The organism is Caballeronia sp. INDeC2 (genome assembly GCF_023631325.1).
GTDB lineage: Bacteria > Pseudomonadota > Gammaproteobacteria > Burkholderiales > Burkholderiaceae > Caballeronia.
Window position 1 is genome coordinate 982,232 of record NZ_JALQDG010000003.1, and the last position, 24,806, is coordinate 1,007,037.

Below are 24,806 nucleotides of genomic sequence, written 5' to 3' on the forward strand. Positions count from 1 at the left end.
CATAAAAACAGAGAGGCGGATATGAATTTTCAGCAATTGCGCTTCGTGCGCGAGGCCGTGCGTCAGAACATGAATCTGACGGAGGTCGCCAACGTGCTCTACACGTCGCAGTCGGGCGTGTCGAAGCAGATCAAGGATCTGGAGGACGAGCTCGGCGTCGATATCTTCATTCGCCGCGGCAAACGTCTCACGGGTCTCACCGAGCCGGGCAAGGAGGTGCATCAGCTGATCGAGCGCATGCTGCTCGACGCCGAGAACCTGCGGCGCGTCGCGCGCCAGTTCGCGGATCAGGACAACGGCCATCTGGTCGTCGCGACGACCCACACGCAGGCGCGTTACGCGCTGCCGAAGGTCATCCGCCAGTTCACCGAAATCTTCCCGAAGGTGCATCTCGCGCTGCGCCAGGGCAGCCCGCAGCAGATTGCGCAGATGATCATCAACGGCGAGGCGGATATCGGCATTTCGACCGAAGCGCTCGACCGTTATCCGGACATCGTCACGTTTCCGTGCTATTCGTGGCATCACACGGTCGTCGTGCCGAAGGATCATCCACTCGTCGGCCGGGAGAACATCACGCTCGAGCAGATCGCCGAATATCCGATCGTCACCTACGATCAGGACTTCACCGGCCGTTCGCACGTCGACCAGGCGTTCGCGAGCGCGGGCGCGATTCCCGATATCGTGCTGACCGCGATCGATGCCGACGTCATCAAGACGTACGTCGAGCTCGGCATGGGCATCGGCATCGTCGCGGCGATGGCCTACGACGCGAAGCGCGACACCGAACTCGTCGCGCTCGACACGCAGCATCTGTTCGAGGCCAGCACGACGCGCGTCGGACTGAGAAAGGGCGCGTTTCTTCGGGCGTATGCGTATCGACTGATCGAGATGTTCGCTCCGCAGCTCGAAGAAGCGCAGATCGCGGCCCAGCTTCGCGAAACGGCGTGATCCGCATGCCGGCTGATTTACAATCGCCGGCATGAATACATCCTCTCTCCCTCGCATCGCCGTGCTGGCGACGGGCGGCACCATTGCCGGGTCCGCCGGCGATGCATCGAAGACGGCGGGCTACAAGGCGGGCGTTGTGGGCGTCGACAAACTGCTCGATGCTGTGCCGGCGCTCGGTTCGGTCGCGCGCATTCACGCCGAGCAGATCGCGAGCATCGACAGCAAGGACATGAGCGTAGCGCTCTGGACTGCGCTCGCATCGCGCATCAATGAACTGCTCGCGCAGGACGATATCGATGGCGTCGTCGTCACGCATGGCACCGATACGCTCGAAGAAACCGCGTACCTGCTGCATCTCACGGTGAAGCACGCGAAGCCTGTCGTGCTGACGGCGGCGATGCGTCCATCGACCGCGCTTTCCGCCGATGGTCCGCTCAATTTGCTGAACGCGGTAACGGTCGCGGCGTCGAAGGACGCGGCGGGCAAGGGCGTGCTCGTCGCGTTCAATAACCAGATCCACAGCGCCCGTGATGTCACCAAGACGAGCACCTACGCCGTCGATGCGTTTCGATCGCCCGAAATTGGCGTGCTGGGCTTCGTGCAGGACGGGCGCGTCGAATTCCAGCGGACGGTCGTGCGGCCGCATACGGTGTCGAGCGAATTCTCTGTGACCGATGAATGGCCGATGGTCGAGATCGTTGCCAGTTACGCGGGTGTATCGCGTGTGACGGTCGATGCGCTCGTCGCGGCGGGTGTGCGTGGGATCGTCGTCGCGGGCACGGGCAATGGCTCGATGCATGCGGCCTTCACGCAGGCGCTCGTCGATGCGGTGAAGCAGGGGGTTGCGATGGTGCGGGCGTCGCGGGTAGGGTCCGGTCATGTTATGCGCAACGGGGCTGCGAATGACGATGCACTCGGAAGCGTTAGCGCGGGGACGCTTAACCCTTATAAGGCCCGGGTGTTGTTGATGCTGGCTTTGGCATCGGGAGTCGATGACCTGCAGCGCGTTTTTGATACTTACTAGGCTTGAGTGGTTGCTTGGTTTCTGTGGCCATCCACAGAAGCTCAAGCAAACAAAAAAACGCGAACCGAAGTCCGCGTTCGAATCAACGCAAAAACAAAAAAATTACGCAGGAATCCGCAACACCTGCCCCGGATAAATCTTGTCCGGACTCTTCAACATCGGCTTGTTCGCTTCGAAGATCACATCATTCTTCGAGCCATTGCCATAATACTTCTCAGCAATCTTCCAAAGATTGTCACCCGACACGACCGTGTAAAACTGCGACTCAGGTTCGCTATTAGGCACGGTCAACTGATCGTCGACCTTATCGACATGCTGCACATTACCCGCCGCGACGAGGATCTTTTCCTTTGTGGCCTGATCCGGCGCCTGGCCCGACACGGTCACCGTATGCGACGCGCCGTCGTACTTCACATCCAGATTGTCGGCATCGAGGCCTTGCGAACGGATGTACGTCGCGATGGCTTCGCCCGCTTTCTGATTCAGCGCCGCGACATCGACAGGCGCGGCAGCCGGAGCCGCTTCCGCATTCGACGAAACCGAGCCGAAGAGCTTTTCGCCCGCTTCCTTGATAAAGCTGAGAATTCCCATTGTGCAACTCCTTGATTAACGGTGGTGTTAAGGCCCGCGAAGTCTAGGCAGATTAGTCGCGGTGACCACCAGATAGTTCTGAGTTTCAACAAAAGGATTTATACAAAGCTCATGCTTCAGCGATAAGACACAAACTGCAACAATCCGACGCGGACACCCGACGACAAACCGTCTGACCGACCAAGGCTTACCCGGCGCACCGCCGGGTGCCGCTCTCGGACCCCACTTGCCGCCCTCAGCCCAGAGCGACATTTGTCCCGCGTGCCCATACGCGGGACGCCCCACGGTTCAGGCGACGAATCACGCGGCAGCTTTGGTCTGCTGCGGTTCTTCGGCCACCTGGTAGTTCGACATGATTTCGAGCGCACGCACGAGCGCCGAGTGATCCCACGCCTTTCCGCCGTTCGCGGCGCACACGCTGAACAATTGCTGCGCGCTCGCCGTGTGGGGCAGGGCGAGGCCCATCTTGCGCGCGCCGTCGAGCGCGAGGTTCAAATCCTTCTGATGCAGCTCGATACGGAAGCCCGGATTGAACGTGCGCTTGGTCATGCGCTCGCCGTGCACTTCGAGGATGCGCGACGATGCGAAACCGCCCATCAGCGCTTTGCGCACGCGCTCAGGATCGGCGCCCGAACGTGCCGCGAACAACAGCGCTTCCGCGACCGCTTCGATGTTCAGCGCAACGATGATCTGGTTCGCGACCTTGCAGGTCTGCCCCGCGCCGTTGTCGCCGATGAGCGAAATGTTCTTGCCCATCAGTTCGAACAAGGGCTTCGCGATCTCGAACGACTTCTCGGGGCCGCCCACCATGATCGTGAGCGTCGCTTCACGTGCGCCGACTTCGCCGCCGGAAACCGGCGCGTCGAGATAGTCGCAGCCGAGCGCGTTGATCTTCTTCGCGAACTCCTGCGTGTCGAGCGGGGCGATCGAGCTCATGTCGATCACGAGCTTGCCCTTCGTGAGACCCTTCGCGACGCCGTCATCGGCGAACAGCACATTGGCGACATCGGGCGTGTCGGGGACCATCGTGATGACGATCTCGCTTTCCTGCGCGACCGCGGTGGAATCCGCGACGATCTGCGTCTGCGCGCGGATATCGTCCGGCACCGGATACTTGCCGTTCACGACGAGCTTGTGGCCGCCCTTGATGAGATTGCGCGCCATGTGCGCGCCCATGATGCCGAGGCCGATGAAACCGATCGTTGCCATACTTCAAGCTCCTCCTGTGTGTCTGGTTTAAGCGGTTGCGCCTTGCTTCACGCCGCCGATCGATTGAAGCCAGCCGAGACCGGCTTCGGTGCCATTGAGCGGCTTGTACTCGCAGCCGATCCAGCCTTGATAGCCGATCTCGTCGAGCAGACCGAACAGATACGCGTAGTTGATTTCGCCCGTGCCCGGCTCATTGCGGCCGGGGTTGTCTGCGAGCTGGATATGCGCGATCTGCGGCAGGTTCTTCCTGATCGTCGCGGCGAGTTCGCCTTCCATGCGCTGCATGTGATAGATGTCGTACTGCAGGAACAGATTGTCCGATCCGACGGCGCGGATCACGTCCAATCCTTCTTTCGAGCGATTGAGCGCAAAGCCCGGAATGTCGTATGAATTGCACGGCTCGACGAGCAGTTTGATGCCTTCTTTCTTCAAGGCTTCAGCGGCGAAGCGCAGGTTCTCGATGATCGTCGCGCGCCCCTGTTCCGCCGATACGCCCGCCGTCGGAATGCCGACGAGGCAGTTCAGTTGCGGCACGTTCAGCGCCTTCGCATATTCGATCGCGCGCGGCACGCCTTCGCGGAACTCCGCGACGCGATCCGGCAGGCATGCTATACCGCGCTCGCCCGCTTCCCAGTTGCCCGCGGGCAGGTTGTGCAGCACGATCTGCAGGTCATTGTCCTTCAGGCGCTTCTGGATATCGCTGATCGAGAACGCGTAAGGGAACAGGAACTCGACCGCCTTGAAGCCCGCGTTCGCGGCCGCGGCGAAGCGGTCGAGGAACGGAACTTCGTTGAACAGCATGGTCAGGTTCGCGGCAAATTTCGGCATTGTTCTGTCCTGATGGTCGGTCAGTGGAAGTGCGCCGCGCGTCCAGGTTCTTCGACACGCGCGGCGCCGATACTCAGTCGAGCGGCGTAATCGCGGTCGGTGCATCGACCTTGCTTTCGGCGAGTTCCTCGAACTCGTTGATCGCGTCGATTTCGGTGCCCATCGCGATGTTGGTCACGCGTTCCAGAATCATCTCGACCACGACCGGCACCTGATGTTCGGCGGCCAGCGCCTGCGCCTGTTTGAGCGCCGGTCCGATGTCCTCCGGCTTGTGTACGCGCAGCGCCTTGCAGCCGAGGCCTTCGGCGACCGCGACGTGGTCCACGCCATAGCCTTCGAGTTCAGGCGCGTTGATGTTGTCGAACGCAAGCTGCACGCAATAGTCCATGTCGAAGCCGCGCTGCGCCTGACGGATCAGGCCGAGATACGAGTTGTTCACGACCACGTGCACGTACGGCAGCTTGAATTGCGCGCCGACCGCCAGTTCTTCGATCATGAACTGGAAGTCATAGTCGCCCGAGAGCGCGACGATCTTGCGTTGCGGATCTGCGGCACGCACGCCGAGCGCGGCGGGAATCGTCCAGCCGAGCGGGCCGGCCTGGCCGCAGTTGATCCAGTTGCGCGCCTTGAACACGTGAAGGAACTGCGCGCCCGCGATCTGCGAGAGACCGATCGTCGTCACGAAGCAGGTGTCGCGGTCGAACGCGAGGTTCATCTCTTCGTAGACGCGCTGCGGCTTCATCGGCACGTTGTCGAAGTGCGTCTTGCGCAGCATCGTGCGCTTGCGCTGCTGGCAATCGGCGACCCACGCGCGGCGATCCTTCAGCTTGCCGGCGGCCTTCCATTCCTTCGCCACTTCGACGAACAGTTCGAGCGCGGCCTTCGCATCCGACACGATGCCGAGGTCCGGACCGAACACGCGGCCGATCTGCGTCGGCTCGATATCCACGTGCACGAACTTACGGCCCTTGGTGTAAACCTCGACGCTGCCGGTATGGCGATTCGCCCAGCGGTTGCCGATGCCGAGCACGAAGTCCGAGGCGAGCATCGTCGCGTTGCCGTAGCGATGCGACGTCTGCAGGCCGACCATGCCTGCCATCAGCGGGTGATCGTCGGGGATCGCGCCCCAGGACATGAGCGTCGGAATGACGGGCACGCCGAGCGTTTCCGTGAACTGCACGAGCAGGTCTTCCGCCGCCGCATTCAACACGCCGCCGCCCGACACGATCAAGGGCTTGTCGGCGTCGTTGAGCATCGACAGCGCTTTTTCGACCTGGGCGCGCGTTGCCTTCGGCTTATAGACCGGCAGCGGTTCGTACGTGTCGATGTCGAATTCGATCTCCGCGAGCTGCACGTCGATCGGCAAGTCGACGAGCACCGGCCCCGGACGGCCCGAGCGCATCAGATGGAATGCCTGCTGGAACACGCGCGGCACGAGCGCCGGCTCGCGCACGGTGACGGCCCACTTCGTGACCGGCTTGGCGATCGATTCGATATCGACGGCCTGGAAGTCTTCCTTGTACAGACGCGCGCGCGGCGCCTGGCCGGTGATCGCGAGAATGGGGATCGAATCCGCCTGGGCCGAGTAGAGCCCGGTGATCATGTCCGTGCCCGCTGGACCCGACGTGCCGATGCAAACGCCGATGTTGCCGGGCGCCGCACGCGTATAACCTTCGGCCATGTGCGATGCGCCTTCGACGTGCCGCGCGAGCACGTGGCTGATGCCGCCCGACTTCTTCATCGCCGAGTAGAACGGGTTGATCGCGGCGCCGGGCACACCGAACGCGGTATCGATTCCTTCTTTCTCCAGCACGAGGACGGCTGCGTCGACGGCTCTCATCTTGGGCATGGTTGTCTCCTTCCTGGGGTCTCTATCCGAAATCGCTGTCTGCATACAAGCAGGGTTCCGTTGCACTTTAAGTCTGTGAAAAAGGTTTGATAAGATCAGCCGGAGTCGCTTTTTCCCAAACAAAAAGTATCGAATGCCGATTCCGCGCGAGTCCGGCGGCTGGAGACGAGAGATGGACCGCTTCAAGCAGATAGAAACCTTCGTGCGCGTGGCCGAAGCCGGCAGCCTGGCCGCGGCGGCGCTGGAAGAGGGCGTGTCGCCGGTGATCCTCGGACGGCGTATCGACGCGCTCGAAAAGCGCCTCGGCGTGAAGCTGATGTATCGCTCGACGCGGCGGCTCGTCGTGAGCGAAGAGGGCGCGGCGTTTCTCGACCGTTGCAAGAATCTGCTGCTGGAATGGGATCAGGCGGAGAACGAACTCACGGCGGGACGGCGCGCGGTGGGCGGGCATCTGATCGTGTCGGCGCCGGCGGCGTTCGGGCGCATGCACGTCGCGCCGCACGCGCCCGCGTTCGTCGCCGACAAGCCCGAATTGCAGATGTCGTTCAATCTGACCGACCGCGTCGTCGATCTGGTGCGAGAGGGCTATGACCTGTCGATTCGCATCGGCGGGGCGGTCGATCCGAATTTCGTCGCAGTGAAGCTCGCGAGCAACCGGCGCGTCGTGTGCGGCACGCCCGCCTATTTCAAAAAGCACGGCCGGCCGAAAGCGCTCGAAGACCTGCCGAATCACAATTGCCTCGCGTTCAATCTGCAGGGCGGACAGAATCGCGGCTGGTACTTCCGGCGCAACGGCAAGGTCGTGACGGTGCGCGTCACCGGCAATCTCGATTGCAACGACGGCGAGTTGCTGCACCGCTGGGCGTCCGAGGGACTGGGGCTCGGCTGGCGCTCGACGTGGGAAATCCAGCGGCAACTGGAATCGGGCGAGCTCGAAACCGTCCTCGATGAATTCGAATTGCCCGATTACGACATCCTCGCGGTCTACCCGCAACAGCGCTACGTACCGGCGCGCGTGCGCTATTTCATTGATTATCTTAAAGAAATCTATGCACAGCCCGGTTACTGGAGCCGTTCACCGACGTTGCCCGGCGAATCGCATCCAGAACGGAAGCACGGCAGCTAACTGCTTGAAAAGCCGACGATTTGACTTGCTCGACCGATTAATTCGCGCTATAGTTTCGGGCTTCTCACTTGCCACACCGGTCCGACGCCCGGGTGGCTCTAATCCACAAGTAGCTACAAGGAGTGAACATGCGTCATTACGAAATCGTCTTCATCGTGCATCCCGATCAGAGCGAGCAAGTGCCCGCGATGATCGAGCGTTACAAGAGCACGATCACGTCGCACGGTGGCCAGATCCACCGCATCGAGGACTGGGGCCGTCGCCAACTGGCCTACATGATCGAGAAACTCGCGAAGGCTCACTACGTCTGCATGAACATCGAATGCGACCAGGCTACGCTCGAAGAACTGGAACACGCGTTCAAGTTCAACGACGCCGTTCTGCGTCACCTCATCGTCAAGATGAAGAAGGCCGAAACCGGCCCGTCGCCGATGATGAAGGAAGTGCAGCGCGAAGAAGCCAAGAAGGCGGCCAGCCAGCCGTCCGAAGCGCAGGCTTAAGGACAGTTTCGAACTGTCAAGCCACCAGGGAACAGAAGCTATCTCGTGAACCGGCTGCAACTGACAGCAAGCGTCGTGGAACGCGAACCGGTGCGGTACACGCCCGCTGGCATCCCGATCGCAAGCTGCACGTTGCAACACGCGGCAGAAGTCGTCGAAGCGGGCATCGCCCGAAAGATCGAACTTACACTGCAGGCGGTCGCGACCGGAGAAGCGAGCGGCAGGCTGGAAAGCTGTCCGATGGGCGTCGAAGCACGCTTCACCGGATTTCTGGCCAAAAAGAGCCGTAACGCGCGAACCCTGGTGTTTCACATCACAGAATTGCAGGACATTGGAAAGGACTAATCATGCCCCGCCCGACTGGTAAGAAATTCGACAAGCGTCGTCAGCAACAAAACCCGCTCTTCAAGCGCAAGAAGTTCTGCCGTTTCACGGCAGCCGGTGTCGAGTACATCGACTACAAGGACACGGAAACGCTGAAGGACTTCGTCGGCGAAAACGGCAAGATCACACCGGCTCGTCTGACCGGCACGAAGGCGCACTACCAGCGCCAGCTCGACACGGCGATCAAGCGCGCGCGTTTCCTCGCGCTCCTGCCGTACACCGACCTGCACAAGGCCTAATCAGACGACGCACTAAGGAAAGCCAAAAATGCAAATCATTCTTTTGGAAAAGGTCGTCAACCTGGGCAACCTCGGCGATATCGTCAAGGTCAAGGACGGCTACGCACGTAACTTCCTGATCCCCGGCAAGAAGGCACGCCGCGCAACGAAGGACGCAATCGCCGAATTCGAAGTTCGCCGCGCCGAGCTCGAAAAGGTCGCCGCTGAAAAGCTGGCTACCGCGCAAAAGCAAGGCGAAAAGCTGAACGGCTTTACGGTTCAGATCTCGCAAAAGGCTGGCGTCGACGGCCGCCTGTTCGGTTCGGTCACGAACGCGGACATCGCCGAAGCACTGAAGTCGCAAGGCTTCGCGGAAGTGGAAAAGGCGCAAGTGCGTCTGCCGCAAGGCCCGCTCAAGATGGTCGGCGACCATTCGGTTCAAGTGGCGCTGCACACGGACGTGCTGGTCGACGTCACCGTGTCGGTGCTCGGCGAGCACGCGTAAGTTTTTCGCGAGACTCCGGTCTCGCGTGCGGTACGAAAAAGCGGAGCCTTTCATGGCTCCGCTTTTTTTCGTCTGAACGTAGCCTAGCGCGCGACATTAATCGATAATTCCACCCCATGAACGCTCCGTCCAAAGACCCGCAACTCGACGCGCTGAAGGTCCCGCCGCATTCGATCGAAGCCGAGCAATCCGTGATTGGCGGTCTGCTGCTGGACAACGCCGCATGGGACCGCATCGCCGATGTCATGCATCAGGGCGATTTTTATCGCTACGACCATCGGATCATCTATGAGCACATCGGTAAGCTGATCGCGTCGACGCGTCCCGCGGACGTGATCACCGTCTACGAAGCGCTCACGATGGCCGGCAAGGCCGAGGAAGTCGGGGGGCTTGCTTATCTGAACGCGCTCGCGCAGAACACGCCCAGCGCCGCGAACATCCGCCGCTACGCGGAAATCGTGCGCGACCGCGCCGTGCTGCGCCGCCTTGTGTCGGTCGCCGATGAAATTTCCGCCGACGCCTTCAATCCGCAAGGCAAGGAAGTCCGCCAGATTCTCGATGAAGCCGAAGCGCGCGTGTTCTCGATCGCCGAAGAAGGGGCGCGCGGCACGCAGGGCTTTCTGGAAATCGGGCCGCTGCTCACGCAGGTCGTCGAGCGCATCGACACGCTGTATCACACTGCGAATCCGAGCGATGTGACCGGCACGCCGACAGGCTTCGTCGACCTCGACCGCATGACCTCGGGCATGCATGGCGGCGAGCTGATCATCGTGGCGGGCCGTCCGTCGATGGGTAAGACGGCTTTCTCGATGAACGTCGGCGAATACGTGGCGGTGGAGTACGGCTTGCCCGTCGCGGTGTTCTCGATGGAAATGCCGGGCACGCAACTGACGATGCGTATGCTGGGGTCGGTCGGCCGGCTGGATCAACATCGCATGCGCACGGGCCGTCTCACGGACGAGGATTGGCCGAAGCTCACGCACGCGGTGCAGAAAATGAGCGAGGCGCAGCTTTTCATCGACGAAACCGGCGGCCTCAACCCGATGGAACTGCGCTCACGCGCGCGGCGTTTGTCGCGGCAATGCGGCAAGCTCGGCCTGATCATCGTCGACTATCTGCAGCTGATGTCGGGCTCGGGCGGCGGCGAAAACCGCGCGACTGAAATCTCCGAAATCTCGCGCTCGCTCAAGAGTCTTGCGAAGGAACTGGACGTGCCGGTGATCGCGCTTTCGCAGCTGAATCGCGGTCTCGAACAACGTCCGAACAAGCGCCCGATCATGTCGGATCTGCGCGAGTCGGGCGCTATCGAACAGGATGCGGATGTGATCCTCTTCATCTATCGCGACGAAGTGTACAACCCGGACAGCCCCGACAAGGGCACCGCTGAAATCATCATCGGCAAGCAGCGTAACGGTCCGATCGGCCCGGTGCGCCTTACCTTCCACGGTCAGTACACGAAGTTCGACAACTTCGCCGGCGCGCAAAACTTCTACGGCGGCGAATAGGCCTCGAGCGCATCCGCTGTCAATCCCTGGCGAGCTCTAACGCCGCGCGTCACGAACGCGCGGTGCGTCGGCTAACGCGCACAGGTACAATATGACAGTTTGATGTTGTCTCAAATTTGACCCATTTAGCGGGAATTTCATGTTTGGTCGTTTCATGCCCACCGAGGGCAAATTCTTCGAGATCTTCAACGCGCACGCGAAGTGCATGGTCGATGCCAGCCGCGAGCTCGAACTGCTGATCGATAACCTCGACGATGCCGAGGTCCACAAGCAGAACGTCCAGGCGAACGAAAAGCGCGCCGACAAGCTCACGCACGAGACCATCGATCTGCTGCACAAGACGTTCATCACGCCGCTCGACCGCGACGAAATCCACAAGCTCATCACGACGATGGACGACATCCTCGATCTGATGGAGGACGTCGCCACGGCCATTTCGCTGTACGACGTGCGCGCGGTGACGTCGGAGGCGAGCCAGCTCGCGCATATCTGCACCGGCACGGTCACGCGCGTGCAGAAGGCCGTCGAACTGCTGGCCGACATGAAGCGTGCAAGCGAAATCCTGAAGATCTGCGAGGAAATCGACCGTCTGGAGTCGGATGCCGACCGCGTGCTACGCGCGGCGATGTCGAAGCTCTTCCGCGAGGAAGACGACGTGAAGACGCTCATCAAGCTGAAGGCGATTTACGAGCTGCTCGAGACGATCACCGACAAGTGCGAAGACGTCGCGAACATCATCGAAGGCATCGTGCTGGAAAACGCCTGACCAAGCCGTCCAAGCCCCCGGCGCGCGGCAGGCCCGCGCGCGGCGGGACACGAGAAAACCGGGACGACAAACCGGCAGCGCATTTCAAGACCGGTCAAAACAACACCAACTGATGCATTCGATTCAACTCGCCATCTGGGCAGTCGCCTTGCTCGTCATAGTCGCACTCGCGTTCGACTTCATGAACGGCTTTCACGACGCCGCCAATTCCATCGCGACGGTCGTTTCGACCGGCGTGCTTAAGCCGCAGCAGGCGGTCGCGTTTGCCGCTGCGTTCAACGTCATTGCATATTTCATCTTTCACCTGAAGGTCGCGGCGACCGTCGGCAAAGGCACGATCGATCCTGAAATCGTCGATCACTACGTCATCTTCGGCGCGCTCGTCGGCGCGATCGGCTGGAATATCGTCACGTGGCATTACGGCATTCCGTCGAGCTCGTCGCATGCGCTGATCGGCGGGCTCGTCGGCGCCGCGCTCGCAAAGTCGGGCTGGGGATCGCTCAACTGGGACGGACTGCTGAAGACGGTCGCGTTCATCTTCATCTCGCCGCTGCTCGGCTTCGTGCTCGGCTCGTTCTTCATGCTGCTCGTGTCGTGGCTGTATTTCCGCACGCCACCCTCGAAGGTCGACCGGCGTTTCAGGCGCATGCAGCTCGTGTCGGCGGGGCTGTATTCGCTCGGCCACGGCGGCAACGACGCGCAGAAGACGATCGGCATCATCTGGATGCTGCTGATCGCGACCGGCTACGCGTCGGCCGCCGCCGATGCGCCGCCGGTCTGGGTAATCGGCCTGTGCTATCTGTCGATGGGTCTCGGGACACTCTTCGGCGGCTGGCGCATCGTGCGCACGATGGGTCAGAAAATCACGAAGCTCAAGCCGGTCGGCGGATTCTGCGCGGAGACGGGCGGGGCGATCACGCTCTTCGTCGCGTCGTTCCTCGGCATTCCCGTTTCGACGACGCACACGATCACCGGCGCGATCGTCGGCGTCGGTGCGACGCAAAAGTTCAGCGCGGTGCGCTGGGGCGTCGCGGGCAATATCGTGTGGGCCTGGATTCTGACGATTCCCGCGTCCGCCGCGCTCGCTGCGGCGGGCTGGTGGGTCGGCCACCGCTTCCTGTGAGCGTTCTTTCTCGCCTCGGGCCCCGGAAATTTGCGGGGCCCGGAGCGCATCAAATTATCGGCGACGACACCCCGTCCATCGGGATGATCGCGCCCGACACGTAACTCGCGCGGCGGCTCGCCAGAAAGAGCGCCACGTCGGCGATTTCCTCCGGTTTCGCGTAGCGCCCGAGCGGCACTTTCGACTGGCTGTCGGCGAGCACCTGATCGCGCGTGACGCCTTGCCGTTTCGCTTCCAGATCCAGCGCTTCCTCGACGCGCTCGGTCAGCGTCGCGCCCGGATTGATCGCGTTGATGCGAATGCCGAGCTTCGCGTAATGATGGGCGAGGCCGACGGTATTGAGCATCAGCGCCGCATTGGCCGCGCCGCCCGCGATGTGGATGTCCGTCGCGATCTTGCCGCCCATCCCGACGATATTGACGATCGCGCCCGGTTCGGCGCCCGGATCGTTTCGCAGGCGCTCGGCCATGCGCTTCAGCACGACCTGCTGCGGATAGACGTAGGAGAAGTATTTGGCGTCCATGGCCGCTTTGTATGCCGCGGCATCGAGCGTCTCCGGGTCGTAGCGACGAGCGGCGCCGGCGCTGTTGACGAGGATATCGATCGGCCCGAGCGCGGCGCTCGCTTCCTCGACGACATCTTCGGCGCTGTGCGCTTCGTGCAGGTCCGCGCGCGCCAAATGGACGTGATATCCGGCGCTGGCCAGTTGCTCTCGGGCGCGGGCGAGATTCGCGGCGTCGCGCGAGACGATCGCGACATTCGCGCCTTCGCTTGCGAACGCTTTGGCGCATGCAAATCCGATTCCCTTGCTGCCGCCCGTGATGAGGACGACCTTGCCCGCGAGTCCCAGGTCCATGGTGTTGCGCTCCGTCGAAGAATGATCGGAACACGATAGCAGAGACGCGATGCGCGCGTCAGTTCGTGCCGGTCGCGAAGCGGGCGATGGGATCGTCGTTTGGCGCGGGGCGCGGCGCGGCGATCGAACCGGTCGAGGCGCGCATCACGCGCACGGGCGGCTCGGCGGTATCGATGGACTCGCCGGCCTGAACGGCGCGCGCCTGCTGACGTGCGGCGCGCGAAGTCGGAGGCGGCGGCTCGAAGGCATCGGCGGCTGCCTGGATCGGATCGGGCGATGCGTCGATGACGGCGGCGGTTTGCGGCGCGGTCGCGCCCGCGGCCTGCGATTGTCGTTGCGCGGCGGTAAGCGTGGAGGGCGGCGGCTCGAAGACGTCGGCGTTTGCGGGCGCGGGCGTTCGTACGGGCGCGGGCGATGCAATGTAAGTCGGCGCATCGAACGGCGCGGGTGCGGCCTTCGGCGGCGCGACGCGCCGGATGCCGTCGAAGCGCTTCGCCCAATAGGGGTTCGTCAGATAGTCGAGCCGCACGGTGCCGCCCGTGGACGGCGCGTTCACGAAACGCAGCTTGCCGACGTAAATCCCCACGTGCGAATGCGGCCGCCCGGTCGTGTTGAAGAAGATCAGATCGCCCGGCGCGACTTCATCCGGCTCGACCGATTCGCCTCGCGAGCTCATATCGGCGGTCGTGCGCGGTAGATTGACCGACGCCGCACGGTCGACCACATAACGCACGAGTCCGCTGCAATCGAAACCCGCGTCCGGCGTATTGCCGCCCCAGCGGTACGGCACGCCGACGAGCGACATCGCCTGAATCGAAATTTCCTCGCGCCCGACGCTGTGATCCACAAAATTCGGAAAGCCGGGCGGCGTCTGATAGGTGCGATTGGCGGTCGTGCTGGCGGCGGGCTTGCGTGACGTCTGCTGCGGCGCGGTTCCACACGCGGCGAGCAGTACAGTGAGGGAAAGCAGCAACCAGATTCGACGCATTGCAGTAGGCGAGAATTCTCGCCGGGAAGGACACTGTGCCGATACTAGCCCGCAGAACGGGCGTGCGACAAGACGTCTTCAGAATTTACATGAAGTTTGTACCGTAAGTGTTGCAGCCGCGGAACGTCCAGACGAAAAGAAGCGGCCCGGCGAATTGCTCCGCCGGGCCGCTGAGACTACGAATACGCCGCCCTTAGAGAATGTCGGAAGCGTAATCGGCGAGGCGCGAACGTTCGCCGCGCGCGAGCGTCACGTGTCCGCTATGCGTCCAGCCCTTGAAGCGATCGACAACGTACGTAAGACCCGAACTGCCTTCGGTCAGGTACGGCGTATCGATCTGCGCGATGTTGCCAAGGCAAATGATCTTCGTGCCCGGGCCCGCGCGCGTGACGAGCGTTTTCATCTGCTTCGGCGTCAGGTTTTGCGCCTCGTCGATGATCACGTACTTGTCGACGAACGTGCGCCCGCGCATGAAGTTCATGCTCTTCACCTTCAGTCGCGAACGGATGAGTTCCTGCGTCGCGGCTCGGCCCCATTCACCGGCGGCGTCGTCGGTCTTTTGCAGGACTTCGAGGTTGTCGTCGAACGCGCCCATCCACGGCTGCATCTTTTCTTCCTCGGTGCCCGGCAGGAAGCCAATATCCTCGCCGACCGGCACCGTCGCGCGTGTCACGATGATCTCGTTGTAGCGCTTGTCGTCGAGCACTTGCGCGAGGCCCGCGGCGAGCGCCATCAGCGTTTTACCCGTGCCCGCCTGGCCGAGCAGGGTGACGAAATCGACTTCCGGGTTCATCAACAGGTTGAGCGCGAAGTTCTGCTCGCGATTGCGCGCCGTGATGCCCCACACGTTGTTCTTGTGATGGCCGTAGTCGCGCAGCGTCTGCAGGAGCGCGGTCTTGCCGTTCAGCTCGCGCACGACAGCGTGAAACGACGGTTCGCCGTTCTGCGGCTCCAGATAGACGAACTCGTTGACGAGCATCGACGGGCACAGCGGCCCGGTCACGCGGTAATACGTCGTGCCGGTCTTGGTGTCCTGCCAGCTCTCCATGCCCTTCGCGTGCTTGGTCCAGAAGTCCTGCGGCAGCGCCCGCACGCCCGAATAAAGCAGGTCCTTGTCTTCGAGAACCTGGTCGTTGAAATAGTCTTCGGCGGGCAGGCCGAGCGCGTGCGCCTTGATGCGCATGTTGATGTCTTTCGACACCAGAACGACCTGACGATCCGGCCGCTCTTTCTGCAGCGCGCGCACGACCCCGAGAATCTGGTTGTCCGCCTTCCCGACAGGCAAGCCTTCCACCGGCTCGATGTCGGTCAGCGTCGTCTGGAAGTAGAGGCGGCCGAGCGCGTCGCGGTTGCCTTGCGCGGCGAGCGGCAAACCTTCCGCCATCTTGCCGGCGTCGCCCGCGTGCGCGACGAGCGCATCGAGCGTGCGGCTCACCTGACGGGCGTTGCGCGCCACTTCCGACATGCCCTTCTTGTGATTATCGAGTTCTTCCAACGTCATCATCGGCAGATAGACGTCGTGTTCCTCGAAGCGGAAGAGCGAGCTCGGATCGTGCATCAGCACGTTGGTGTCGAGCACGAACAGTTTGCGCAGTTCGGCTTCGGACGCCGTGCCCTTGCGGCGCTTGTTCTGCGTGCGCGTGTCTTTCGCGACGGCCGGGGCCGATGCTTCGGGCGCAACAGGTGTTTCAGCGCGGGCCTCGACGGGTTCCGGCGTGGTGCGCGCGGCGGGCGCGGGCTGCAAGAGCGCCGCGGTCTGCTTCGATTTCCGACCGCGCGTCGGCACGGTGCCCGGCGCGGGCGGCGGCACGACCGCTTCCACATGCGCTTCGGCGGGAATCGGGGTCAGCACTTCGCTCGCGATCGAGCGCAGCGTGTGCGCGGCGTTCGTGGCGGCGGGACGCTCGGCGGCGACGGTCTCGACCGCGCCGTAGGCGTCGTCATCGCTCGCCGCGGCTTGTTTCTTCGACTGCTTAGAAGGCCGGGCTTTGGCCTTGTATTCTTCAGCCGGAAGGAGGTGGCCGAGCTTGGCCGGGGCGGTAGGCAAAGGCATAGTGTTCCCTCGAAAGGAATCGGGTCGTGTATCGTGCGCCGCCTGTCGCATCCTGCTCGTACGCCCTCGAAGCAATACGAATCCCGCAGTTTGCGCCCGGTGGCGCGCTTCGTTGTCGAAATCGCCGGTTCGCCTAGTTTCGATCTGCTCCTTGGAGGTCGCCTGCAACGCGTCGCGGGCGAGCCGATGAAGCGTGGCTTTTGCGCGACGCCAAATAAAAAAGCCGCCGTTCCGACTACCGGAACCAGCGGCTGACTTCTGCTTCAGAGCGCCTTTGCCTTGCCGACTCCACGTAGCCCGGGTCCATGCCGACCGTACCGGCAGGCACACGGCGGCTCGCGCTAAGGTAAAGAGAATGGGGAGGACAGGCGCTCATTGCGAATCAATATAACGTGCCTCAAATCGCTTGTACAGCCTCCACGATCGCCTCTACGTGGCCTGGCACCTTGACGCCGCGGAACTCGCGGCGGAGCACGCCTTTCGCGTCGATGAGGAAGGTCGAGCGCTCGACGCCGCGCACTTCCTTGCCATACATTTTCTTCATCTTGATGACATCGAAGACCGAGCAGATGGCTTCGTCGCCGTCGGAAACCAGCGTGTAAGGCAGCTCCAGCTTCGCCTTGAAGTTGTCGTGCGATTTCACGCTGTCACGCGAGATGCCGATCACTTCCGCGCCCGCCGCCTTGAATTGGTCGTAGTGGTCGCGAAACTGCAGGCTTTCGGTCGTGCAGCCCGGGGTGTTGTCCTTCGGGTAAAAGAAGAGCACGACCTTCTTGCCGCGCAGGGAGGACAGGGTGAACTCGCCACCCGTCGCGGGGGCGGTGAAGTCGGGAACGGGCTGGTCGACTGCGACTGACACGTAGGTTTCTCCGGTTGTTCTGGTTTGTAGGTGAGAAAGAAGAGGAAACGCGCGAGGAGACCCGAAAAGCGGCTACGCGCCGCTTCAGCCCGCCTGAACGATCAGCTCGCCCGCGCGGCCCGGAATCTCGCCCCACGTCACAGGGTACGTGGGCAGCGACGCGCGGTCCAGAGCGGCATGGTAATCGCCCATCGTGGCGAAGCTGTGTCCCTGCGCGCGCCAGCCCGCGAGCAGTTGCTCGAACACCGGCGCGAGCTTCTGGCCTTCGAGTTCGGCGTGCAGCGTGAACACCTGATCGTGCGGATTGTCGGCCGTATGACGCAGCATATGCGCCGCGACATTGCTTTCGTCGACGCCATCGACACCGAGCACTTCGTCGAGCGTCGGAAGCGTCGTGGGCATCTGGATGTGATTGAGCGTGCGGCCATCCAGCACGGGGATGTACGGCGTGTGGCCGCGCCCGTCGGATGCATAGCGCATGCCCCATGCATCGATCTGCTCGAACGCGTAGCCGTTCATCTGCCAGCCGGCCGCGCCATGCGTGACGGGCGGTGCGCCGAAGATCTCGATGAAGCGCGCATGGCTCTGCCGCATCTGCGCGACAGTCCATTCGCGGTCGCGCCCACGCACGTTGTCCTGCCAGTAGACGTGGTCCCACGTATGGATGCCGCATTCGAAGCCGGCCTCGTGAATCGCGCGCATCTCCGATACGGCTTCGCGGCCGATGTCCGGCCCGGGCAAGAGCACGCCGTACATGAGCGTCTTCACGCCGTAATGCTCGACCACCGACGTGCGCGACACCTTCTTCAGGAACCCCGGCCGGAACACGCGGCGCAGCGCCCAGCCCGTGTGATCGGGGCCGAGGCTGAATAGGAACGTCGCGCGGGCGCTGTACTTGTCGAGCAGACGCCCGAGATTGGGCACGCCTTCGCGCGTGCCGCGCAGCGTATCGACGTCGATCTTGAGAACGATGCGGGCCACGCTTTTTCCTCGCTTACGACTGCTCAACGAGCTTCCGGGCCTCGCCCACATGGCCGCGGTACGCTTCGAAGATCTTGCGCAGCGCGTCGTCCATGGTGGCTTGCGGCGCCCAGTTGAGTTCCTGCATCGTGTTGTCGATCTTTGGCACGCGGTTTTGCACGTCCTGATAGCCGTTGCCGTAGTACGCACCCGACGAGGTCTCGACGAGCTGCACCTTCTTCGCGGTGTCCGAGTACTCGGGGAACTCGTTCGCGAGCGCGAGCATCTTGTTGGCAAGTTCGCGCACCGAGAAGTTGTTCGTCGGATTGCCGATGTTATAGATCTTGCCCGACGCCACGCCGTCCTTGTTTTCGATGATCTTCATCAGCGCGCCGATGCCGTCGTCGATGTCGGTGAACGCGCGCTTCTGCGCGCCGCCGTCGACGAGGCTGATGTTCTCGCCGCGCACAATATGACCGAGGAACTGCGTCACGACGCGCGACGAACCCTCCTTCGGCGTGTAGATCGAGTCGAGGCCCGGGCCGATCCAGTTGAACGGACGGAAGAGGGTGAAGTTCAACCCTTCCATGCCGTAGCCCCAGATCACGCGGTCCATCAACTGCTTCGAGCACGCATAGATCCAGCGCGGCTTGTTGATGGGGCCGTAGGAGAGCATCGAGTTTTCCGGATCGAACTGCTCGTCCGCGCACATGCCGTAGACCTCGGAAGTCGACGGAAACACGAGATGCTTGCCGTACTTCACGGCCGAACGCACGATCGGCAGATTCGCTTCGAAGTCGAGCTCGAACACGCGCAGCGGCTGCTTCACGTAAGTCGCGGGTGTCGCGATCGCGACGAGCGGCAGGATCACGTCGCACTTCTTCACGTGATACTCGACCCACTCCTTGTTGATCGTGATGTCGCCTTCGAAGAAATGCATCCGCTCGTGATTCGCGAGGTCGCCCAGGCGATCGGTTTGCATGTCCATCCCGAAGACTTCCCAGTCGGTGGTTTCGAGGATGCGCTTGGACAGGTGATGGCCGATGAAGCCATTGACACCCAGGATCAGAACTTTTTTCATGAATGACGAGAGGATTGAATGATGCGGCCGAATTCGGCGGAATCGACGGGGCGCTCTTCGTCCACGGGTTGCGAATCGGCGTCGAGCGTCCGATGGCGCAATTCGTGGATGGCGATGACACGGCCATCGCCGCAAACGCCGAACAGCGCATTATCCGCCACCCTTAGGCCCGGGGGCAAACCCCGCAACTCGCGGAGTCTTTCGGCGGACAGGGCGGGCGCGCCGGTTTCGGGCACGAGCCGCGCTCGCGCCACGATGAAACGGTCCGCGCCGATATCCGTGAACGCGCCCGGATACGGCGGCGCGACCGCGCGGATCAGGTTATAGACGCGCTGCCCGGGCTGCGACCAGTCGATGCGGCCGTCTTCCGGCTTGCGCCCGCCGTAATAGCTGCCCGATGCGAGATCGTTCGGCAGATGCGGCGCTTCGCCCGCGAGCAGCGCGGGCAGCACGCGCCAGAGCGTCTGCTCGGCGGCGACGACCGTCTTGTCGAAGACGAGCGCCGCGGTGTCGTCGGGGAGGATAGGCACCGGCGTCTGCGCGAGGATCGCGCCCGCGTCGGGCTTCTCCGCCATTTCGTGCAGCGTCGCGCCGGATTCGGTCTCGCCGTTGAGCACCGCCCAGTTCGTCGGCACGCGGCCGCGATACTTGGGCAGCAGCGACCCATGCATGTTGTACGCGCCGCGCCGCGCGAGCGAGAGCAGCGAGACCGGCAGCATGTGGCGGTAGTAGAACGAGAAGACGAAGTCCGGCGAGATCTTTTCCAGCGCGTCGTGGAGCTCGGGCGATTTGGGATCGGCCGGCGTGATCGTGTCGATGCCGTGTTCCGCCGCAACCTGCGCGACGCTGCCGAACCAGATGTTTTCGCTCGCGCTGTCCTCGTGCGTGACGACGAGCGCGACATCGACGCCGCGCGCGAGCAGCACTTGCAGACAGCGCACGCCGACGTTGTGGTAGGCGAAGACGACTGCGCGCGGCTTCATCGGCCGTCTTCCTCACGCGTGACGACGGCCACGTGCTGCACGGATTCCTGAAGCGGCTTGATCGCGGCGGGCAGGCCGTCGCGCTCTTCGAGGATCGTCTGGACGAGATAGCGAGGCCGCGCGCGCACTTGCTGATAGATGCGCCCGATGTATTCGCCGAGCAGCCCGAGCGCGAAGATGATCACGCCGAGCATGAAGAACGTGATGGCGAAGAGAGTGAACACACCCTGGACTTCCGCGCCGAACATGAAGCGGCGAATCAACAGCAGCAGGAACAGGCCCGCTGAGCCGACCGACAGAATCACACCGATGAACGACAGCCATTGCAGCGGCACCACCGAGAAGCCTGTGACGAGATCGAAGTTCAGGCGGATGAGACTGTAGAGCGAATACTTCGACTCGCCCGCGAAGCGCTCTTCATGCGCGACATCGACTTCGATCGGATTCTGCGCGAACGTGTACGCGAGCGCGGGAATGAAGGTGTTGATCTCGCCGCAGCGGTTGATCGTATCGATGATATGGCGGCTGTACGCGCGCAGCATGCAGCCCTGGTCGGTCATGCGTATCTTCGTGATGCGTTCGCGCAGGCGGTTCATCGCGCGCGACGCTTTCTTGCGCCACAGGCTGTCCTGACGCTGCTGACGAATGGTGCCGACGTAGTCGTAGCCCTCGCGCATCTTGTCGACGAGCTTGGCGATTTCCTCGGGCGGGTTCTGCAGGTCGGCATCGAGCGTGACGACGATCTCGCCGCGCGACTGTTCGAAGCCCGCGAGAATCGCCATGTGCTGGCCGTAATTGCCGTTGAGCAGAATGACGCGCGTGGTGTCGGGCCGCGCGCGAAATTGCTGCGCGAGCAGCGCGGCCGACTTGTCACGGCTACCGTCGTTGATGAAGATCACCTCGTACGACGTGCCGAGCGCGTCGAGCGCCGGATACAGGCGCTGGAAGAGGGCGGCAAGGCCGTCTTCCTCGTTGTACACCGGGATGATCACCGAAAGTTCGGGGGACGTCGCCGGAAAATCCAAATGACTCATATTGGGCTGAGTGTCCTTGCTGGTTACCCGTTGTGCGCGAACTGTTCGCAGATTTCGTCGACCGACTTCACGACGTGTTCGACATCGTCCGTGCTCATCAGCGTGAAGAGCGGCAGCGTGACCGTCGACGCGCCGTAACGCTCCGCATGCGGATACATGCCTTCCTTATAGCCGCGCGCGCGGTACAGCGTGAAGAGATGCAGCGCCGGGTAGTGCAGGCCCGTGCCGACGCCACGCTCCTTCATCTCGGCCATAAACTCCGCGCGCGTGAGCCTGAGCTTGTCGAGCGGCAGCGCGATCTGAAACATGTGCCAGTTGCTGTCGGTGAAGTTGCGCGTCGGCAAGCCGATGCCGAGCTTGACCGCCGCGCCGCCTTCGAATGCATCGAAGTACGCGCGCGCGAGTTCGCGACGCTTTTCGGTGAAGCGCTCGACCTGCCGCAACTGGCCGAGCCCGACGCGCGCCGCCACATCGGTCAGGTTGTACTTGCCGCCGAGCACGTCGCAGTCCATGCCGTCGAAGCCCGTGCGTGTGATGCCCTGCAAGCGATATTTGCGCGCCAGTTCCGCTTCGTCCTCGTTGTTGAGCACGAGCGCGCCGCCTTCGATCGACGTCACGTTCTTGTTCGCGTGGAAGCTGAACGACACGATGTCGCCGATCGCGCCGATGCGCTTGCCGCGCCAGCTGGAGCCGAACGCCTGCGCGGCGTCCTCGATCACGCGCAGCTTATGGGAGCGCGCGATTTCGTAAAGCCTGTCCATATCGACGGGCAGGCCCGCCAGATAGACCGGCATGATCGCCTTCGTGCGCGGCGTGATCGCGCGCTCGAGCAGGTTCAGATCGATGTTGCGCGTGACCGGGTCGATATCGACGAAAACCGGCGTCGCACCGACTTCGAGAATTACGTTCGCGGTCGACACCCAGGTCATCGGCGTTGTGATGACTTCGTCGCCCGGGCCGACGCCGGCGATGCGCAAGCCGATCTCCATCGTGCATGTGCCCGAGTTGAACGCCCGCACCGGACGGCCGCCGACGTACGCCGACAGCTCCGCCTCGAATTGCTGATTCTGCGGTCCGGTCGTGATCCAGCCCGAGCGCAGCACCTCGACGACGCCTTGAATGGTTTCCTCGTCGATCTCGGGCTTCACGAAAGGCAGGAACGGCCGCGTTGTTTGAGTCATTGGACTATGCGTTTAAAAAAATGAATTGATCCGGTCGATGCTTCGGTTCGGCGAACTAGCCGCGCGCGAGCACCACCACGCCGATCAGAATGATGCCGATGCCGATGAGCCGCTGCATCGACAGCACTTCGCCGAACAGATACCACGCCGCGAACGCATTGACGACGTAGCCGAGCGAGAGCATCGGATAGGCGATCGATACGTCCACGCGCGACAGTCCGACGATCCACACTACGACGCTCAGCACATAGCACGCGAGCCCGCCGATGATCGGCCACTGCGTAGCAATCTTGAAGCCGACGGGCAGAATGTTGGCGGGCGTCATGTCGAAATGGCCCACCGCATTCACGCCGGCTTTGAGCAGAAGCTGGGCGCACGCGTTCAACGATACGCCGATGACGATGCAAATAAAGGAAATCGGGTTCATCGCGCGTTTTTCAAATGCGGAACAAGGATACTCGGTTCATCGGCAAATGCCGAACGATCGTGCGGCGCAACATGGCCGCTGACATCGATGACGAGGATGACGTGGCTCACGGCTGCGGCTTCTCCACGATCACGCGGCGCTGGTCGCTCGCGACGAGTCGCATCGGCACATGGCGCGCGGTCAGTTCTTCATAACGCGACGGCGGCATCAGCGCGAGCGCGTAGCGTTGGGAATCCCACAGCCTGATCCAGTCGTCGATGCTCGGCACCCATTTCTGCGGCTCCGTCTGCGTGCCGAAGGTCAGTTCGTCGGCTTCTCCGACCATGATCATCGTATGGCCGAGGTAGAAGGGCATCGTGTGATCGAGCTTCGCGATCGAATAAAACGGCGTGTCGGGCGGCAGCTTCGCCATCGCGGCCTTCACGGCGGGCACGAGCTTCACGCCCGAGCTTTGCGTGCCGAAGACGTCGTGGCCCGAGCCGGCGATCGTGCCGAGCAGCAGCCACGCCGCGCCGAGTCCCGCCGCGCCCGCGAGCACGCTGCGCCGGTTCAGCCAGATCGCGAACACCGTCACGACGAATGCGACGGCAAGGCCCGCGTAGACCCAGATCTGAAATTCGCGATAGAGCGCGTTCGGCGTGCTGGCGCTCCCCGCGCGGCCGATGAAGATCGCGCCGAACGCCGCCGCGATCAGAAACACGACGTAGCCGATCAGATGCATGCGATACCGCGCCTTCGTCAGCGACGGCAAATACAGCCCGATCACGAGCGCGATGGCAGGCGCGACCGGCAGCACGTACGAAACGAGCTTGGAGTGCGACGCGCTGAAGAACACGAAGATGAACGCGGTCCAGACGAGCAGCATCGTGACCGGCGCGAAACCGTTCGGCTGGCGCGGCGTCTTGAGGCCATGACGCACGCTCTGAAAGGCGATCGACAGCCACGGCAGAAACCCGACGAGCAGCACAGGCACGAAATAGTAGAACGCGCCCGGCCGGTTCTGCTCAGGCGTCAGATAGCGCTTGAACTGCTGAACGATGAAAAAGAAATTGAAGAACTCCGGGTTCTTCATTTGGACGAGCGCGAACCACGGACCGGTCACGATCAGAAACACGATCAGGCCGCTGCCGATATAGAGCCGCCGCCAGAGCGCCCAGTCCCGCGCAACGAGCGAGTACAAGACCAGCACCGCGCCGGGCAGGATCAGGCCGACCAGTCCCTTCGACAGCACGGCGGCGCCGATCGCGGCCCAGCAGAGCCACATCCACAGGCGAACGTCGCGCGTTGGCAGGCCGGGGCGCTGGGCGAGCAGCAGCGCGCAGAGCGTCAACTGCATCCAGAACGACAGACCCATGTCGAGCGTGTTGAAATGGCCCATCAGGTTCCAGTACGGGCAGGTCGCGAGGATGACCGCGGCGGCGAAGCCCGTCATCGCGTTGAACACGCGCGCGCCGGTGTAACCGATGAGCAGCACGCCCGCGAAGCCCGTCAGCGCCGTATAAAGCCGCGCCTGCCATTCGCCGATGCCGAACCACGCGAAAGACAGCGCATTCGCCCACGTCTGCAGCGGCGGCTTCTCGAAATATTTGTAGCCGTTGTAGCGCGGCGTGATCCAGTCGCCGGTCACGAACATCTCGCGCGCCATTTCGGCGTAGCGGCCTTCGTCGCTCGGCACGAGATGACGATAACCGAGCGGCGCGAACCAGATGATCGCAAGCGCGAGTACGAGAAGAATGAGCGAAAGACGCGTGAGCGGTAGCCGGGAAGGCGTATCGTTCATGAAGTCGACCTGTCCGATGCCGCGATGC

Annotated in this window: 25 protein-coding genes; 10 read left to right on the top strand and 15 right to left on the bottom strand. The window is 62.6% G+C overall.

Going from position 1 to position 24,806, the window contains the following annotated elements; all coding sequences use genetic code 11:
* Nucleotides 1-21: 21 nt before the first annotated feature.
* Nucleotides 22-948 carry a CysB family HTH-type transcriptional regulator gene (locus NCS28_RS06470; protein WP_250513000.1) on the top strand — a complete coding sequence of 309 codons (927 nt, stop codon included), beginning with the start codon at nucleotides 22-24 and terminating at the stop codon, nucleotides 946-948.
* A 31-nt stretch (nucleotides 949-979) separates the two neighbouring features.
* Entirely contained in the window at nucleotides 980-1,972 is a 993-nt protein-coding gene (locus tag NCS28_RS06475; RefSeq protein WP_250513001.1) for an asparaginase, read from the top strand.
* Between the two features lie 102 nt (nucleotides 1,973-2,074).
* On the opposite strand, the gene lysM is transcribed toward NCS28_RS06475, so the two are convergent.
* From lysM to gcl, 4 genes are all read right to left on the bottom strand, one after another.
* Nucleotides 2,075-2,563, bottom strand: coding sequence for a peptidoglycan-binding protein LysM (gene lysM, locus NCS28_RS06480; protein WP_250513002.1), 489 nt, complete (start codon nucleotides 2,561-2,563; stop codon nucleotides 2,075-2,077).
* Nucleotides 2,564-2,863: 300 nt separating this feature from the next.
* On the bottom strand, nucleotides 2,864-3,772 hold the full coding sequence (locus NCS28_RS06485; protein ID WP_250513003.1) for a 2-hydroxy-3-oxopropionate reductase: 909 nt from the start codon (nucleotides 3,770-3,772) through the stop codon (nucleotides 2,864-2,866).
* A 27-nt stretch (nucleotides 3,773-3,799) separates the two neighbouring features.
* On the bottom strand, nucleotides 3,800-4,600 hold the full coding sequence (hyi, locus tag NCS28_RS06490; RefSeq protein ID WP_250513004.1) for a hydroxypyruvate isomerase: 801 nt from the start codon (nucleotides 4,598-4,600) through the stop codon (nucleotides 3,800-3,802).
* A 73-nt stretch (nucleotides 4,601-4,673) separates the two neighbouring features.
* Nucleotides 4,674-6,449, bottom strand: a complete 1,776-nt coding sequence (gene gcl, locus NCS28_RS06495) for a glyoxylate carboligase (protein WP_250513005.1) — start codon at nucleotides 6,447-6,449, stop codon at nucleotides 4,674-4,676.
* Nucleotides 6,450-6,621: 172 nt separating this feature from the next.
* Between gcl and NCS28_RS06500 the strand changes: the two genes are divergently transcribed.
* The 8 genes from NCS28_RS06500 to NCS28_RS06535 all read left to right on the top strand — a co-directional run bounded on the left by NCS28_RS06500 (nucleotide 6,622) and on the right by NCS28_RS06535 (nucleotide 12,576).
* The gene (locus tag NCS28_RS06500) at nucleotides 6,622-7,575 is read left to right on the top strand and encodes a LysR family transcriptional regulator (RefSeq protein ID WP_250513006.1); all 954 of its coding nucleotides are present in this window, start codon (nucleotides 6,622-6,624) and stop codon (nucleotides 7,573-7,575) included.
* Nucleotides 7,576-7,703: 128 nt separating this feature from the next.
* Nucleotides 7,704-8,075 (top strand): 30S ribosomal protein S6, encoded by a 372-nt coding sequence (gene rpsF, locus NCS28_RS06505; RefSeq protein WP_061117413.1) that lies wholly within the window; start codon nucleotides 7,704-7,706, stop codon nucleotides 8,073-8,075.
* 45 nt (nucleotides 8,076-8,120) lie between these two features.
* The gene (gene priB, locus NCS28_RS06510) at nucleotides 8,121-8,420 is read left to right on the top strand and encodes a primosomal replication protein N (RefSeq protein ID WP_250513007.1); all 300 of its coding nucleotides are present in this window, start codon (nucleotides 8,121-8,123) and stop codon (nucleotides 8,418-8,420) included.
* Between the two features lie 2 nt (nucleotides 8,421-8,422).
* The gene (gene rpsR / locus NCS28_RS06515; protein WP_060857153.1) at nucleotides 8,423-8,698 is read left to right on the top strand and encodes a 30S ribosomal protein S18; all 276 of its coding nucleotides are present in this window, start codon (nucleotides 8,423-8,425) and stop codon (nucleotides 8,696-8,698) included.
* Nucleotides 8,699-8,726: 28 nt separating this feature from the next.
* Complete coding sequence (rplI, locus tag NCS28_RS06520; RefSeq protein WP_250513008.1) at nucleotides 8,727-9,182, top strand: 50S ribosomal protein L9; 456 nt, start codon at nucleotides 8,727-8,729, stop codon at nucleotides 9,180-9,182.
* A gap of 116 nt (nucleotides 9,183-9,298) precedes the next feature.
* Nucleotides 9,299-10,687, top strand: a complete 1,389-nt coding sequence (locus NCS28_RS06525; protein ID WP_250513009.1) for a replicative DNA helicase — start codon at nucleotides 9,299-9,301, stop codon at nucleotides 10,685-10,687.
* A gap of 139 nt (nucleotides 10,688-10,826) precedes the next feature.
* Nucleotides 10,827-11,453: a DUF47 domain-containing protein gene (locus tag NCS28_RS06530; RefSeq protein ID WP_250513010.1), complete on the top strand. Its 627-nt coding sequence runs from the start codon at nucleotides 10,827-10,829 to the stop codon at nucleotides 11,451-11,453.
* Between the two features lie 112 nt (nucleotides 11,454-11,565).
* A complete protein-coding gene (locus tag NCS28_RS06535) occupies nucleotides 11,566-12,576 on the top strand; it encodes an inorganic phosphate transporter (RefSeq protein WP_250513011.1) in 1,011 nt (336 codons plus the stop codon).
* 49 nt (nucleotides 12,577-12,625) lie between these two features.
* Here NCS28_RS06535 and NCS28_RS06540 read toward each other — a convergent pair whose 3' ends face one another.
* The 11 genes from NCS28_RS06540 to NCS28_RS06590 form a co-directional block, all read right to left on the bottom strand.
* Complete coding sequence (locus NCS28_RS06540; RefSeq protein ID WP_250513012.1) at nucleotides 12,626-13,432, bottom strand: SDR family oxidoreductase; 807 nt, start codon at nucleotides 13,430-13,432, stop codon at nucleotides 12,626-12,628.
* 58 nt (nucleotides 13,433-13,490) lie between these two features.
* Entirely contained in the window at nucleotides 13,491-14,420 is a 930-nt protein-coding gene (locus NCS28_RS06545) for a C40 family peptidase (RefSeq protein ID WP_250513013.1), read from the bottom strand.
* A 193-nt stretch (nucleotides 14,421-14,613) separates the two neighbouring features.
* Nucleotides 14,614-16,473, bottom strand: coding sequence for a PhoH family protein (locus tag NCS28_RS06550; protein ID WP_250513014.1), 1,860 nt, complete (start codon nucleotides 16,471-16,473; stop codon nucleotides 14,614-14,616).
* A gap of 397 nt (nucleotides 16,474-16,870) precedes the next feature.
* Entirely contained in the window at nucleotides 16,871-17,332 is a 462-nt protein-coding gene (locus tag NCS28_RS06555; RefSeq protein ID WP_250513015.1) for a peroxiredoxin, read from the bottom strand.
* Nucleotides 17,333-17,416: 84 nt separating this feature from the next.
* Entirely contained in the window at nucleotides 17,417-18,313 is an 897-nt protein-coding gene (locus NCS28_RS06560) for a polysaccharide deacetylase family protein (protein WP_250513016.1), read from the bottom strand.
* A 13-nt stretch (nucleotides 18,314-18,326) separates the two neighbouring features.
* A complete protein-coding gene (locus NCS28_RS06565) occupies nucleotides 18,327-19,373 on the bottom strand; it encodes a bifunctional UDP-4-keto-pentose/UDP-xylose synthase (protein ID WP_250513017.1) in 1,047 nt (348 codons plus the stop codon).
* Nucleotides 19,370-20,356, bottom strand: a complete 987-nt coding sequence (locus NCS28_RS06570) for a formyltransferase (RefSeq protein ID WP_250513018.1) — start codon at nucleotides 20,354-20,356, stop codon at nucleotides 19,370-19,372. Before NCS28_RS06570 ends, NCS28_RS06565 begins: the two co-directional genes overlap by 4 nt.
* Nucleotides 20,353-21,390, bottom strand: coding sequence for a glycosyltransferase (locus NCS28_RS06575; RefSeq protein ID WP_250513019.1), 1,038 nt, complete (start codon nucleotides 21,388-21,390; stop codon nucleotides 20,353-20,355). Before NCS28_RS06575 ends, NCS28_RS06570 begins: the two co-directional genes overlap by 4 nt.
* Nucleotides 21,391-21,413: 23 nt before the next feature.
* Nucleotides 21,414-22,571, bottom strand: coding sequence for a DegT/DnrJ/EryC1/StrS family aminotransferase (locus NCS28_RS06580; protein WP_250513020.1), 1,158 nt, complete (start codon nucleotides 22,569-22,571; stop codon nucleotides 21,414-21,416).
* 55 nt (nucleotides 22,572-22,626) lie between these two features.
* On the bottom strand, nucleotides 22,627-22,998 hold the full coding sequence (locus NCS28_RS06585; protein ID WP_250513021.1) for an SMR family transporter: 372 nt from the start codon (nucleotides 22,996-22,998) through the stop codon (nucleotides 22,627-22,629).
* Nucleotides 22,999-23,104: 106 nt separating this feature from the next.
* Nucleotides 23,105-24,778, bottom strand: coding sequence for a glycosyltransferase family 39 protein (locus tag NCS28_RS06590; protein ID WP_250513022.1), 1,674 nt, complete (start codon nucleotides 24,776-24,778; stop codon nucleotides 23,105-23,107).
* Between the last annotated feature and the right edge of the window lie 28 nt (nucleotides 24,779-24,806).